General features: G+C 67.2%; 13 protein-coding genes. 1 reads left to right on the forward strand and 12 read right to left on the reverse strand.

Annotated elements, in window-relative coordinates:
• Nucleotides 1-20 precede the first annotated feature (20 nt).
• From dcp to arfB, 3 genes are all read right to left on the reverse strand, one after another.
• On the reverse strand, nucleotides 21-2177 hold the full coding sequence (gene dcp, locus ACMZ91_RS15495) for a peptidyl-dipeptidase Dcp (protein WP_049461673.1): 2157 nt from the start codon (nucleotides 2175-2177) through the stop codon (nucleotides 21-23).
• 111 nt (nucleotides 2178-2288) lie between these two features.
• Complete coding sequence (locus ACMZ91_RS15500) at nucleotides 2289-2849, reverse strand: lysophospholipid acyltransferase family protein (protein WP_223276957.1); 561 nt, start codon at nucleotides 2847-2849, stop codon at nucleotides 2289-2291.
• Between the two features lie 46 nt (nucleotides 2850-2895).
• On the reverse strand, nucleotides 2896-3327 hold the full coding sequence (gene arfB, locus ACMZ91_RS15505; RefSeq protein WP_032130467.1) for an alternative ribosome rescue aminoacyl-tRNA hydrolase ArfB: 432 nt from the start codon (nucleotides 3325-3327) through the stop codon (nucleotides 2896-2898).
• 134 nt (nucleotides 3328-3461) lie between these two features.
• Between arfB and ACMZ91_RS15510 the strand changes: the two genes are divergently transcribed.
• Entirely contained in the window at nucleotides 3462-3989 is a 528-nt protein-coding gene (locus ACMZ91_RS15510; protein ID WP_010487093.1) for a DUF2059 domain-containing protein, read from the forward strand.
• Nucleotides 3990-4064: 75 nt separating this feature from the next.
• Here ACMZ91_RS15510 and ACMZ91_RS15515 read toward each other — a convergent pair whose 3' ends face one another.
• The 9 genes from ACMZ91_RS15515 to ACMZ91_RS15555 form a co-directional block, all read right to left on the reverse strand.
• Nucleotides 4065-4832 (reverse strand): pseudouridine synthase, encoded by a 768-nt coding sequence (locus ACMZ91_RS15515; protein ID WP_414577510.1) that lies wholly within the window; start codon nucleotides 4830-4832, stop codon nucleotides 4065-4067.
• 117 nt (nucleotides 4833-4949) lie between these two features.
• Nucleotides 4950-5528, reverse strand: coding sequence for an O-methyltransferase (locus ACMZ91_RS15520; RefSeq protein WP_414577512.1), 579 nt, complete (start codon nucleotides 5526-5528; stop codon nucleotides 4950-4952).
• Nucleotides 5529-5533: 5 nt separating this feature from the next.
• The gene (gene ubiB / locus ACMZ91_RS15525; protein WP_049461676.1) at nucleotides 5534-7189 is read right to left on the reverse strand and encodes a ubiquinone biosynthesis regulatory protein kinase UbiB; all 1656 of its coding nucleotides are present in this window, start codon (nucleotides 7187-7189) and stop codon (nucleotides 5534-5536) included.
• A complete protein-coding gene (locus ACMZ91_RS15530; protein ID WP_049420999.1) occupies nucleotides 7186-7821 on the reverse strand; it encodes a ubiquinone biosynthesis accessory factor UbiJ in 636 nt (211 codons plus the stop codon). The genes ubiB and ACMZ91_RS15530 overlap by 4 nt, the downstream gene beginning before the upstream one ends.
• Before the next feature lie 630 nt (nucleotides 7822-8451).
• Complete coding sequence (locus tag ACMZ91_RS15535) at nucleotides 8452-10371, reverse strand: potassium transporter Kup (protein WP_032128529.1); 1920 nt, start codon at nucleotides 10369-10371, stop codon at nucleotides 8452-8454.
• 49 nt (nucleotides 10372-10420) lie between these two features.
• Entirely contained in the window at nucleotides 10421-11014 is a 594-nt protein-coding gene (gene ruvA, locus ACMZ91_RS15540) for a Holliday junction branch migration protein RuvA (RefSeq protein WP_005410756.1), read from the reverse strand.
• A gap of 13 nt (nucleotides 11015-11027) precedes the next feature.
• Nucleotides 11028-11549, reverse strand: coding sequence for a crossover junction endodeoxyribonuclease RuvC (gene ruvC, locus ACMZ91_RS15545; protein WP_032128530.1), 522 nt, complete (start codon nucleotides 11547-11549; stop codon nucleotides 11028-11030).
• A gap of 105 nt (nucleotides 11550-11654) precedes the next feature.
• Nucleotides 11655-12386 (reverse strand): YebC/PmpR family DNA-binding transcriptional regulator, encoded by a 732-nt coding sequence (locus tag ACMZ91_RS15550; protein ID WP_414577336.1) that lies wholly within the window; start codon nucleotides 12384-12386, stop codon nucleotides 11655-11657.
• Between the two features lie 179 nt (nucleotides 12387-12565).
• Complete coding sequence (locus ACMZ91_RS15555) at nucleotides 12566-13198, reverse strand: esterase/lipase family protein (RefSeq protein ID WP_110713300.1); 633 nt, start codon at nucleotides 13196-13198, stop codon at nucleotides 12566-12568.
• Nucleotides 13199-13256 lie beyond the last annotated feature (58 nt).

The raw sequence follows: 13256 nt of genomic DNA on the forward strand, positions 1-13256 counted from the left end.
CCCCCGCCGTTTTCGCTTTCTTATTTCAGCCCGCGGAACTTCAGCAGCGGTTCCACCGACGGGTCCTTGCCGCGGAAATCGCGGTACAGGGTCGACAGCTCCACGCTGTTGCCGCGCGAGAGGATCTTGTCGCGGAACTCCTGGCCATTGGCCGCCGTCAGGCCACCGTGTTCGGTGAACCACTGGTAGGCGTCATGGTCCAGCACTTCGGCCCAGAAGTAGGCGTAGTAACCGGCCGAGTAACCACCACCCCAGATGTGGTCGAAGTAGGTGGTGCGGTAACGCGGCGGCACCTGCGGCAGGTCGACCTTGAACTTCTTCAGCGCACTGGCTTCAAAGGCGCCGACATCCTGCAGCGGCGCATCGGCCTTCTGCGTATGCCAGGCCAGGTCCAGCAGCGCGGCCGACAGGTACTCGGTGGTCGCATAACCCTGGTTGAAGCTGCGTGCCTTGAGGATCTTGTCGACCAGTTCCTGCGGCATCGCCTCGCCGGTCTTGTAGTGCTTGGCGTAGTTGGCGAACACCTTCGGATCCAGCGCCCAGTGCTCGTTGAACTGCGACGGGAACTCGACGAAATCACGCGAGGTGGCGGTACCGGCGATCGACGGGTACTTCACGTTCGAGAACATGCCGTGCAGCGCATGGCCGAACTCATGGAACATCGTGGTCACGTCGTCGAAGCTGATCAGCGCAGGCTGGCCGGCGGCCGGCTTGGTGAAGTTGCAGACGTTGTAGACCACCGGCTTGGCACCGGTCAGGCCGTCCTGCTCGACGAACACGTCCATCCAGGCGCCGCCGGACTTGCTGTCACGCTTGAAGTAGTCGGTGTAGAACAGGGCCAGCGAGGTGCCGTCCTTGTCGAACACTTCATACACCTTCATGTCCGGGTTGTAGGTCGGAATGTCGGTACGCGGCTTGAAGGTGATGCCGTACAGCTGGGTGGCGGCGTAGAAGACGCCGTTCTGCAGCACGTTGTCCAGTTCGAAGTACGGCTTGATCTGCGACTCGTCCAGATCGTACTTGGCCTTGCGCACCTGCTCGGCGTAGAAGTCCCAGTCCGAGGCAGCGACCTGGAAACCACCCTTCTGCGCGTCGATCACCTTCTGGATCTCGCCGGCCTCGGCGCGCGCCTTGGCGGTGGCGGCCGGCACGGTGTCGGTCAGCAGCTTGAGCGCGGCGGCCGGGGTCTTGGCCATCTGGTCGCCCAGCTGGTAGTCGGCGAAGGTGTCAAAGCCGAGCAGCTTGGCCTTCTGCGCACGCAGCTGGGCCAGGCGCTGCACGGTCTGCCGGGTGTCGTTGGCATCGCCACGCTCGGCGCGGGTTTCCGAAGCCTTCAGCACGGCGGCACGCTGGTCGCGGTCGCTCAGCGAGCCGAGCACCGGCTGCTGGGTGGTGTTCTGCAGCGGCAGCAGGAACTTGCCATCCAGCTTGCGTTCCTTGGCGGCAGCCGCAGCGTTGTTGATCGCATCTTCGTCCAGGCCGGCCAGCTTGGCCTTGTCATCGACAACGACGGCAGCAGCGGCGGTGGCGGCCACCAGGCGGGTGTGGAACTGGGTGGAGAGAGTGGTCTCTTCCACGTTGAGCTTGCGCAGGGTGGCCTTGTCGGCGTCGGACAGCTGCGCACCGGCGCGCACCAGACCGTCGTAGTAGTGCTCGACCAGGCGCTTCTGCACCGGGTCCAGCTCCAGCGTGTCACGCTGGTCGTACAGCGACTTCACGCGCGCGAACAGCTTCGGATCGAGGTTGATCTCGTCCTGGTGCGCGGCCAGCTTCGGCGCCACGTCTTCCTGGATCTTCTGGCGCGCATCGTTGGTATCGGCCTGGACCAGGCCGAAGAAGATGCGCGACACGCGGTTCAGCGTCTCGCCGCTGCGCTCCATCGCCACGATGGTGTTGTCGAAGGTGGCCGGCTCGCTGCTGTCAGCGATCTTGCGCACGTCGGCAAGGTGCTGGCGCATGCCTTCCTCGAACGCCGGCAGGTAGTCGCTGTCCTTGATCTTGTCGAACTGCGGCGCCTGGAACGGCAGCGTGCTGGCGCTCAGCAGCGGATTGGTGGAGGCTTCGGCCGGCTGCTGGGCCGGGGCTTTCTGGGCATCGGACACGGGGGTGGACTCCTTGCCGGAACAGGCCGCCAGCGCCAGGCTGATGGCGGCGGCCAGGACTACGGTACGCGACATGTAAAACGCTCCTTGGGCAGACGGTATGGGATACCAGCCCTCCACCCTACTCCTGTCGCGCTCGCCCGGCATGTGCCGGACGTGGCGTCTATGCGGCGGCCTGCGGCCGGCTCAGACCGTACCGCGGGTCTTGCCGATCCAGGGCCGGTAGAACTCGCGGATGGCGGCCATGTCGGCGGCGTCATCGCCGGTCGGCGTGAACAGCGGGCCGATGCCGATGGTCTTCTCCGGGTAGTGGAAATACGCGGCCAGGATCGGCACGTCGGCCATCCGCGCGATCTTCAGGAAGCCGGCCTTCCAGTCCTTCACGGCCTTGCGGGTGCCCTCGGGCGTGATGGCGAACCACATCTTCTCGTTGTTGCGCAGCAGGTCCACGGCCTGGCCGACGGTGCCCTGCGGCGAGCTGCGGTCCAGCGGGATCACGCCCAGCTTGTGCAGCAGCGGGCCGAGCGGCCACCAGAACAGCGATGCCTTGCCCAGCACCTTCACCTTCATGCCCAGCGCGATCTTCGCGGCCATGCCCCACAGGCCATCCCAGTTGGACGAATGCGGGGCGATGATGAAGACCAGCCTGGGGATGTCGGGCAGGGTACCGGTCACCTTCCAGCCGCCCATGCGCAGGGTGCAGCGCGCCAGCCAGCGCAGGAAGGCGTTGGGTTTGACCTGCGGCATCTGCGGCGGCACGGCCGGCAGCAACGAAGTCGGGTTGTTCAAGCAATCACTCCCAGTCACGTGATGAGCGCCCGCGCTTGATCTGCGCGCGCCCGCGTTTGGCGTCCAGACGACGCAGTTTCGACCCGAGGGTCGGCTTGGTGGCCTTGCGCGGCTTGGGCACGCTCAGCCCGGCCTGGATGAAGGCCGCCAGCCGATCGCGCGCATCCTCGCGATTGCGATCCTGGGTCCGGAAACGTTGCGCGTCGATGACCAGCACGCCTTCGCCGGTCATGCGCCGGTCACGCCGCGCCAGCAGGCGCGCGCGCAACGGTTCGGGCAACGAGGGCGAGTTGGCCACATCGAAACGTAGTTCCACCGCGGTGGAGACCTTGTTGACGTTCTGGCCACCGGCGCCACTGGCACGCACGAACCGCTCGACGATCTCGCCGTCGGGGATTTCAAGCTGCGCGCTGATGGTGACCGGTCCACTGCCCATCCGCGCATTGTAGCGGCAGCCACGCACCGGAGTGCGGCATCGCGCCCCGTATGCCGCCGATCAGGTACCGAACACGCCGCCTTCGCCTTGGCTGCGGGTATGCTGGCCGTCCCATGTACTGCAGGAAGCCCCGCATGACCCGCACCGCACCCGCCCTGCCGTCCCTGCTGCGCCGCGCCGCCCTGCTGCTGGCGCTGGCCGTGGCCAGCGTTCCGGCCCTGGCCGCGCCGCCGACCGATGGCGACATCAACCGCCTGCTGTCGGCGTCACGCGCGCAGAGCATGATCGACACCATGCTGCCGCAGATCGAGGCGATGCAGCAGCAGCAGTTCCAGCAGGTAGCCGCACAGCGCCAGCTCAATGCCCAGCAGCAGGAACAGCTGAAGCGGATCCAGGCGCGGACCAGCCAGACCCTGCGCCAGGCCCTGTCGTGGCAGCAGCTGCGGCCGATGTACGTGGACCTGTACAAAAAGACCTTCAGCAAGGAAGACGTGCTGGCGATGGCCGAGTTCTACGAGAGCGCGGCCGGCCAGAGCCTGCTGGACAAGACCCCGGCGCTGATGCAGAACGTGATGGTGGCGATCCAGGCGCGCATGCAGCCGCTGTTTGCGGACCTGCAGAAGGATCTGGAAGCGATCGTCAACGAGCCGGAAAAGAAATGAAGTAGTGCCGGCCGCTGGCCGGCTCCCCATTACATCTGGAATCGCGCAGATGCCGGCCAGCGGCCGGCACTACCGTCAATCGGTATCCACCTGCCAGCCGAACAGGTCCAGCGCCTTCTGGAACCCGCCGTCCAACGGCGCACGCACGTCCACCGTGCCACCGTCCGGATGCGGGAAGCGCAGGCGCTCGGCGTGCAGCAGCATGCGGTGCACGCCCTGCATGCGGAAGATGCGGTTGTGGCGGCCATCGCCGTGGCTGGTGTCGCCGATCATGTGATGCGAGAGGTGCTTGAGGTGCCGGCGGATCTGCCGGAAGCGTCCGGTCTGCGGCTGGCAGCGCAGCAGCGCGTACCGCGAGCTGGTGAATTCACCGACCGGCACCGACAGCTCGCCGGTGGCCAGGCGCTGGAAGTCGGTGATCGCCGGCTTTTTCACCGGCTTGCCCGGGCCGCCGTCCAGATCATGATCGACCTGCCAGGCGAGCTCGGCCGGCCAGCCCCGGCAGACCGTCAGGTAGTCCTTCAGCACTTCGCCGCCCATCAGGGCCTTGCCCAGCGCGCTGGCGGTGTCGCGGTCGAAGGCCAGCAGCAGGCAGCCGCTGGTGGCCCGGTCCAGGCGATGCACGAGGAAGATCGGGCGGCCCAGCTGCTCGCGCAGGCGGTCGGCCAGGAAGTCGTCTTCGCCACGGGCCAGCTTGCTGTCGTGGACCATCAGCCCGGCAGGCTTGTTGACCACGGCCAGGCGTTCATCCAGGTGCAGCAGCTGCAGGGGCGCGGTGTCGGTCTCGACCGCGGCGAGGGTATCGGGTTCGTTGCTCACGGCAGGATTATCGGGGCTGGGCACTGAATGGGGTAGAGCCGGCCGCTGGCCGGCTGCCTCCGGGCAATCGGATGGCTGCGGTTGCCGGCCAGCGGCCGGCAACCGCGTGCCAACCAAGGTTGGCACCTACCTGTAGAGCGGTCAGGCGCTGCGCACGGCCAGCAGCTCGCCGTTGCCCACCGGCACCAGGCTGGTGCTGAAGTCCGGATCAGCGTCCAGCAGCACGCGCAGCGGTTGCATCTCTTCCGCATGCGAGGTGGCGTTGTCCACCACCAGCAGGCCACCCGGGCGCAGCACGCGACGCAACTGCGGCCACCAGCCGGCGTACTGCCCGCGGTCCGAATCGAGGAACAGCAGGTCGATGCAGGCATCGGCGGCCTGCGCCAGCCAGAGCCCGGCATCGTCGTGGACCAGCGTGATGCGATCGGCCAGACCACTGCGCGCGAAGGTATCACGCGCCATCGCCACCTTGTCCTCGGCGTATTCCAGCGTGGTCACGTGGCCGTCGATGGCGGCGGTTGCCTCGGCCAGCCACAGCGTGGAATAGCCGTTGGACGTACCGATTTCCAGCACCCGGCGAGCGTTGCCGAAGCGCACCAGCACCGACAGGAATTCACCGGTGTCGGGCGTGATGTTGAGCATGCGTCGGCCGCGCTCGCTTTCGCGTGCGTCGTTGTCGGCGCCGAAGCGGATCAGTTTGTCCTTGAGTGTCTGCAGCATGGGGCCTACTTCCACCACGCGCGCAGCAGCGCCACTGCGCCGACCGCACCGGACAGCCAGCTCCACGCCGGCACGTCGCCCCAGTACCAGCCCGGCGGCTGCAGCACATACATCAGTGCAGCGATGGCCAGCAGGCCGACACCGGTGATCGCGCCGACCGCATGCTTCTGCAGGCGCTGCACGCTGGCATCCAGTGCGGCCAGGTCGCGCGAACGCATCGACAGTTCGTGGCGGCCTTCCACCTGCTGGGTCAGCCAGGCGTGCACCAGGCGCGGCATGTCCGGCGCATGGGTCATGATTTCCGGCAGGCGCTTGCCGATCTCGCGTACCACCCGGCGCGGGCTGTAACGTTCGCGCAGGATCCTTGCCAGCACTGGCTTGGCCACCGCCCAGATGTCGATCTGCGGGTCGAGCTGGCGGCCGACGCCTTCGATGTTCAGCAGGGTCTTCTGCAGCAGGATCAGCTGCGGCTGCAGGGTCAGCTGGTAACGCTGGGCCACGCGGAACAGCTTCATCAGCACTTCGGCCAGCGAGATCTGCGACAGCGGCCGGGTGAAGTACGGCTCGCACACCGAACGCACGGCGGCCTCGAGGTCATCGATGCGCACGTTGTCCGGCATCCAGCGCGCCTGCACGTGCAGTTCGGCGATGCGGCGGTAATCGCGGTTGAAGATGGCCATGAAGTTCTCGGCCAGGTAGTACTGATCTTCCTGCGAGAGCTGGCCCATGATGCCGAAGTCCAGCGCGATGAAACGCGGGTTGGCGCGGCGCGCCGGATCGGTGTCGACCCAGATGTTGCCGGCGTGCGCATCGGCGTGGAAGAAGTTGTCGCGGAACACCTGGGTGTAGAACACCCGCACGCCCTTGGCGGCCAGCGCCTTGCGGTCGATGCCGGCCTTGTCCAGTGCGGCGATGTCATCGGACGGGATGCCCCACACGCGTTCCAGGGTCAGTGCCCGCTCGGCGGTGTGGCTCCAGATCACTTCCGGCACGTACAGATCGTCGCTGTTTTCCCAGAAGCGGCGCAGCACGCTGGCATTGGCGCCTTCGCGCTGCAGGTCCAGCTCGGCAGCCAGGGTGTTCTCGACTTCGGCCACCACTTCGCGCGGGCGGATCTTGTCGGCGCGCGGGTGGGTGCGCTCGACCAGGGCAGCCAGCGAATTGAGCAACGCGATATCGGCGTCGATCTGCTTCTCGATGCCCGGGCGCAGCACCTTGACCACCACCTGGCGGCCATCGGCCAGCGTGGCTGCGTGCACCTGCGCGATCGAGGCCGAGGCCAGCGGTTCGGTATCGAAGCTGGCGAAGGCCTCGCTGACCGGCAGGCCCAGCGCTTCCTCGACGATGCGACGCGCGGTCTCACCATCGAACGGCTTGACCCGGTCCTGCAGCAGGGTCAGTTCATTGGCCACATCCGGCGGCACCAGGTCGCGGCGGGTGGACAGGATCTGGCCGAACTTGACGAAGATCGGGCCCAGATCCTGCAGTGCCAGGCGCAGGCGTGCACCGCGCGACTGAGCAGCGATGTCGGCCGAGGCGCGCGGCACGAACGGCTTGGCCAGGCGCAGCCAGCGCTCGGCGGGAGTGCCCTGCAACAGGTCGTCGAGGCGGTAACGCAGGATCACCCGGCCGATGCGGCTGGCACGCAGCACGGCCTTCATGCGGCACCCCGCAGACGCTGCACACGGGCACCGAGGCGTTCGACGTCATCGCGCAGCACGTCCACATCGTCGTGGAAGGCATCCAGCTCGGCGCGCGGCACCACGTCACGCGATTCCTCGGTGATGAACTCGGCGGCGCTGTGGGCCAGGTCGATCGCGCCCTGGCGCGCATGCTGCAGGGCGCTGCGCAGGGTGTTGGCCACCTGCACGCCCAGCACTTCGCCGAACACGCTGACGAACGGCTGCTGCCAGTCAGGATCGAAGCCCTTGGCCAGCTGCTGCAGGCGACGCGCCAGTTCGGCATCACCGGCCACGCGCACGCGACCCTTGCCGTTGTTGTCGCCGCGCCGTGCGTTGGCCAGCAGCGGCAGCTGCGCCAGCACGCCGGCCAGGCTGCTGCGCACGGCCAGGTCGGCTTCCTGCGCGTCCACCGGGCCGACCCGCAGTGCATCACCGTCGACGCTGATGCGCATGGCCAGCGACGGCGCTTCCAGGGTCAGGTCGATATGCCGGCCATCCAGACTGGCCAGCGCGTGGCGGGTATCCGGATCCAGCGCCAGCGCGCGGTTCAGGGCGATCTGCAGGGCGCGGCCAGCGACCGGCTTGAGGGACTTGAGCAGGGAGAGAGCCATGTGCGCATTCTACCTGCGTGGGTGGGGGGCTTGGGCCGGGCTGCCGCCCGGCACCCGCAGATGCCACTGCCAGAGCAACATCAAAGGCTGGCTTCCTGTGGAGAGGCGGGGTGGGTTCGGTTGCGGGGGCCGCTGCAAGTCCCCCTCCGGGGCCCGGCCCAGCCGCTGGCGGCTGTGCGTTCGGGCGCTTGCGAAGCAGTGCTTCGCAAGCAAAGCGCCCTCACCCATGTAAGCTCGGTCGCCGCATCCATGCGGCTCACGCCCCCGCAAGCGGACCCACCCCGCCTTCGACAGTTTCCTGCGGCCTGTCGGAACGGCGTTCTGCTTTGGTGGGTGCCGACCGTTGGTCGGCACGGGGTCAGATCTGGTAGGTGTCGACCTTGGTCGACACGGTATATCCACGCCATGCGCGGATGGACCTGAGAAGTCGAGTGGTCTCCGCAAGTGGAGCCCCCTTGTTGTTCAAGGGGGCGCGCCGACAGGCGGGGGGTTAAGGTGGAATGCGCGGAACGCCGGCGCCCAAGGCGCCTGCGTTTCAAGGGGGCGCGCCGACAGGCGCGGGGATAAGGTGGAATGCGCGCGGGACCCACGGTTTGCGCAGCAAATCGTGGGACGTAGCGCAGGTGGAGATTAAATCTCCACCTGCGCGCCCAGTTCCACCAATCTGTTGCCCGGAATCCGGAAGAAGCCCGTGGCCGGAGCGGCGTTCCTGTGCATCAGCGCGAACAGCTTGTCGCGCCAGATCGGCATGCCGCGGTTGGCGGTGGCGACGATGGTTTCGCGGCTGGCGAAGAAGGTGGTGTCCATCGGGTCGAAGTAGATGCCGCCGTGGTCGCACGAGCGCATCAGCGCCAGCGGCACGTCCGGGGTCTCCATGAAACCGAAGCGCACGTAGACGCGGTAGAACTCGTCGCCCACCGATTCGATCTTCAGCCGCTGCCCTTCCATCGCATAGGGAATGGGCAGGGTTTCCACGTGCAGGAACACGTTGCGCTCGTGCAGCACCTTGTTGTGCTTGAGGTTGTGCATCAGCGCGTGCGGGGCCACGGTCGGGTCGGCGGTGAGGAATACCGCGGTGCCCGGCACGCGTACCGGCGGCGCCAGCATCAGGCCCGGCAGGAAGGTATCCAGGCGGATGCCGTCCTTGCGGATCTCATCGCGCAGCAGCTCGCGGCCACGGCGCCAGGTGCGCATCATGGTGAACAGGAAGATGCCCAGCACCACCGGGAACCAGGCGCCCTGCAGCAGCTTGGCGCCGTTGGCGATGACGAAGCCGAGGTCGATGACGAAGAACACCACACACAGCGGCAGGATCCACTTGCGCGCCTTCGGCCACAGCGAGCGCGCCACCAGGGCCAGCAGCAGGGTGTCGATCAGCATGGTGGCCGACACCGAGATGCCGTAGGCCACCGCCAGGTTGGAGGAGCTGCGGAAGGCCAGCACCAGGCCGATCACCATCACCGCGATGCCCCAGTTGATACCCGGGATGTAGATCTGGCCGATGGTGTCGTGCGAGGTGTGCTTGATCCGCATGCGCGGGATGTAGCCCAGCTGCATGGCCTGGCGCGATACCGAGAACGCGCCGGTGATGACCGACTGCGAAGCAATCACCGCGGCCATGGTGGCCAGGATGATCATCGGATACAGCGCCCACGACGGCACCGCTTCGAAGAACGGGTTCTTCACTGCCTCGGGGTGGTTGAGCACCAGCGCACCCTGCCCCAGGTAGTTCAGCACCAGGCACGGCAGCACGAAGAAGTACCAGGCGTGGCGGATCGGCTTGGCACCGAAGTGGCCCATGTCGGCGTACAGCGCCTCACCGCCGGTCACTGCCAGCACCACCGCGCCGAGAATGAAGATGCTGTGCCAGCCATGCTCCATGAAGAAGCGGATCGCCCACCACGGGTTGAACGCCTTCAGCACTTCCGGTGCATCGACGATGTTGTAGATGCCGATCGCCGCCAGCGAAATGAACCAGATCGAGGTGATCGGCCCGAACAGCTTGCCGATCTTCGCGGTGCCGAAGCGCTGTACCGCGAACACCGCCAGCAGTACCACCACGGTGATCGGAACGATGAAGGCGTGCAGTCCTGGCGCGGCAACTTCCAGGCCTTCCACCGCACCCAGCACCGATATCGCTGGGGTGATCACGCCATCACCGAAGAACAGCGAGGCACCGAAGATGCCGAGGATGCCGACCACATAGGCCGAGCGCGACCCGTTGCGCAGCGTGCGCTGGGTCAGCGCCATCAGCGCCATGATGCCGCCCTCGCCGTCGTTGTCGGCGCGCATGATGATGGTCACGTACTTCAGCGTGACCACGATGTTCAGCGCCCAGAACGCCAGCGACAGCACGCCCAGAACGGTGTCGTGGTCACTGTTGAGCCCGTAGTGCGGCGAGAACGCCTCCTTCAGGGTGTACAGCGGGCTGGTACCGATATCGCCGAAGACCACGCCGATCGCACCGATGATCAGCGCCAGGCCTCCGGCTGGAGGGGCGTGACCATGACCGCCTGGGGCGGCCGCGTGCGGGGTTTGACTGCTGGACATGGGACTCCTGGCGAGGCTCAGGCGGTGGGTTGGGGGAAAGGAAGGCGGGTCAGCGCAGTGCCGACTGCAGCGCCTTGCGGATCACGGTGGCCACTTCGTCACCTTCATTGAAGGCATCGCGGGCCATGCGCGCCGCTTCGGCCGGCTTGTAGCCCAGCTGCTGCAGGGCCACGGTGGCATCGGACAGCGGATCGGCCGGGGCCGGGCCGCTGCCGGTGGGCAGCGCGCCGCCGGCACCGAACTGCGCCGCGCGGTCACGCAGCTCCAGCACCATGCGCTCGGCGGTCTTCTTGCCGATGCCCGGAATGCGGGTCAGCGCGGTGATGTCACCGGCCTGGACCATGCGCGCGAATTCCTCGACGGTGACGCCGGACAGCACGGCCAGCGCGATCTTCGCGCCGATGCCACTGACCTTCTGCACGTCGCGGAACAGGCGCCGCTCACCTTCGCGCAGGAAGCCGTACAGCGAGACGCTGTCTTCCTTCTGCGAGTAATGGGTGTACAGGGTGACCTCGCGGCCGAGCTCGGGCAGGTCGTAGAAGGTGCTCATCGGCGCCTCCAGCTCGTAGCCCACTCCGTTCACGTCCACCACCAGCCACGGCGGCGCCTTGTAGGCGACGATGCCGCGCAGTCGACCGATCATTGCGTGCAGCTCCTCATTTGCGGCCCCACGCCTGGCGGGCACTGAGCCCCAGGCGGTTGGCCGTTGCCCTTACGTGGGCATGGGTGATCGCCACTGCCAACGCGTCGGCCGCGTCGGCCTGCAGCTTGGTTTTCAGGTTGAGCATGAGCCCGACCATGTGTTGAACCTGTTGCTTTTCGGCGCCACCGCGCCCGACCACCGCCAGCTTGATCTCGCTGGCGGCGTATTCGTGCACCGGCAGGTCACGCAGCACCACGGCGGAAATCGCCGCGCCACGGGCCTGGCCCAGCTTCAGCGCCGAATCGGGGTTGCGGGCCATGAACACGCGTTCGATGGCCACTTCCTGCGGCTGGTACTCGCGGCACAGGTCAGCCAGGCCCAGCACCAGCAGCTTCATGCGCTGCGGGAAATCGTCGGCGCCGAGCAGCACCAGCGGCTGGTGGTGCACGTGGCTGACGCGGCCGGTGGCGTCGACATCAATGATGCCGACCCCGGTCCGCTGCGAACCGGGGTCGATGCCGAGGATGCGGGTCATGCTGCACTCCTGGCGGGGCGGAACGGGAGGCGCTGGCAGGCGTATGGGCTCATGACTGTCCGCGGTGACCGTTCAACGGCCCGCGCCCAGGCCGTCAAGGACGGCTCAGGCGTAGGCGTCGGCGCCGAGTTCGGCGTTGGAGTACACGTCCTGCACGTCGTCCAGGTCTTCAAGCATGTCCAGCAGCTTCTTGACCTGCAGGGCAACCTCGCCCTCGACCTTGATGTCGTTGTCCGCGCGGAAGGTGATTTCGGCGTGGTCGGCGACATGGCCAGCGGCGGCCATCGCATCCTTGACCGCGTTGAACGCGTCAGGGCTGGTGACCACGTCGATCGAGACGTCGTCCGGGTAGACCACGATGTCATCGGCGCCGGCCTCGATGGCCGCTTCGGTGATGGCTTCCTCGTCGGCACCCGGGGCGAAGCTGAGCACGCCCAGGCGCTTGAACATGAAGGCGACCGAGCCTTCGGTGCCCATGTTGCCGCCGCACTTGCTGAACGCATGGCGGACATCGGCCACCGTGCGCACGCGGTTGTCGGTCAGGCAGTCGACGATCACGGCCACGCCACCCGGGGCGTAGCCCTCGTAGCGGATTTCCTCGTAATCGACGCCTTCCAGTTCACCGGTAGCCTTCTTGATGGCGCGCTCGATCACGTCCTTGGACATGTTCACGGCCAGGCCCTTGTCCACGGCCACGCGCAGGCGCGGATTGTTGTTGGGGTCGCCTCCACCGCCGCGCGCGGCAACGCCGATCTCGCGGATGATCTTGGTGAAAATCTTGCCGCGCTTCGCGTCGGACGCGTTCTTGCGGGCTTCGATGGAGGGGCCTCTACCCATGGGTGCTACCGTCTGGCTGCTTCAGGATCAAGGCGCGGATTCTACCTGATCGGGGGCGGCAACCGTGTCTAGGGCCGAATGGATATCGGGAAGGCGCCATCCACGCATGGCGTGGATCTACTGCCGCCGGGCATGGCCCGGCGCTACCGAGAGTGCACCGCCCTGCCCGGCGAACCGCCTTACGCAGCGGCGGCGTCGCGGCTGTGATCGAACTGGCCGTGGCGCAGGAAATGCGCGGTCTGCCGCGCGGCATCGGGCGATACCACCAGGCCACTGTGGCTGGTACGCACCACGCAATGGTCGGCCAGGCCCGGCAGGCGTGTCTCGGCCAGGGCCACGGTACCGTCGGAGGCATCGTCGATGGCGCCCAGCAGGCTGCCCAGGCCGTGCGGCACCGAACCGGCGATCAGGCCGACCTCGGCCTTGCCCCGCCAGTCCGGCAGGCCATCCAGCAGCAGCTCGCTGCTGCGCCCCAGCGCCAGGCCCCAGCCGTGATCGGACAACGAGCGCGCGGTACCGCTGCCGCGCAGCGGCGAGCCCAGACAGACCACGCGCTGCACCGGCAGCTGCGGATTGCGGCGCAGCGCTTCCAGCGCCAGCAGGCCTCCCAGGCTGTGGCCGACCAGCGACAACGGGCCGGCATCGGCCAGCCGCTCCAGCAGCTGCGGCACGGCCACGTCGGGGCCACCGAACACCGAGGAGTAACCGAACGCGTGCACCTGGAAACCACGCGCGCGCAGGCGCCAGGCCAGCGGCCCGACCCAGGCACGGGCATTCCAGATGCCATGCAACAGCAATACGGGGGGAGTCATGCAAACAGCCTGGCGGTCAGCGGGGCGGAAACGTACGGTGATTGAACACGCGCGCGCA

This window comes from Stenotrophomonas sp. FR024 (genome assembly GCF_047500745.2).
GTDB classification, from domain to species: Bacteria; Pseudomonadota; Gammaproteobacteria; order Xanthomonadales; family Xanthomonadaceae; genus Stenotrophomonas; species Stenotrophomonas maltophilia_A.

Bases quoted from the DNA above. Each gene is read 5' to 3' on its own strand.
- ACMZ91_RS15510 (WP_010487093.1), top strand. From the start codon at position 3,462: ATGACCCGCACCGCACCCGCCCTGCCGTCCCTGCTGCGCCGCGCCGCC.
- ruvA (WP_005410756.1), bottom strand. From the start codon at position 11,014: ATGATCGGTCGACTGCGCGGCATCGTCGCCTACAAGGCGCCGCCGTGG.
- ACMZ91_RS15535 (WP_032128529.1), bottom strand. From the start codon at position 10,371: ATGTCCAGCAGTCAAACCCCGCACGCGGCCGCCCCAGGCGGTCATGGT.
- ACMZ91_RS15555 (WP_110713300.1), bottom strand. From the start codon at position 13,198: ATGACTCCCCCCGTATTGCTGTTGCATGGCATCTGGAATGCCCGTGCC.
- ubiB (WP_049461676.1), bottom strand. From the start codon at position 7,189: ATGAAGGCCGTGCTGCGTGCCAGCCGCATCGGCCGGGTGATCCTGCGT.
- ACMZ91_RS15530 (WP_049420999.1), bottom strand. From the start codon at position 7,821: ATGGCTCTCTCCCTGCTCAAGTCCCTCAAGCCGGTCGCTGGCCGCGCC.
- arfB (WP_032130467.1), bottom strand. From the start codon at position 3,327: ATGGGCAGTGGACCGGTCACCATCAGCGCGCAGCTTGAAATCCCCGAC.
- dcp (WP_049461673.1), bottom strand. From the start codon at position 2,177: ATGTCGCGTACCGTAGTCCTGGCCGCCGCCATCAGCCTGGCGCTGGCG.
- ruvC (WP_032128530.1), bottom strand. From the start codon at position 11,549: ATGACCCGCATCCTCGGCATCGACCCCGGTTCGCAGCGGACCGGGGTC.
- ACMZ91_RS15520 (WP_414577512.1), bottom strand. From the start codon at position 5,528: ATGCTGCAGACACTCAAGGACAAACTGATCCGCTTCGGCGCCGACAAC.
- ACMZ91_RS15550 (WP_414577336.1), bottom strand. From the start codon at position 12,386: ATGGGTAGAGGCCCCTCCATCGAAGCCCGCAAGAACGCGTCCGACGCG.
- ACMZ91_RS15500 (WP_223276957.1), bottom strand. From the start codon at position 2,849: ATGCCGCAGGTCAAACCCAACGCCTTCCTGCGCTGGCTGGCGCGCTGC.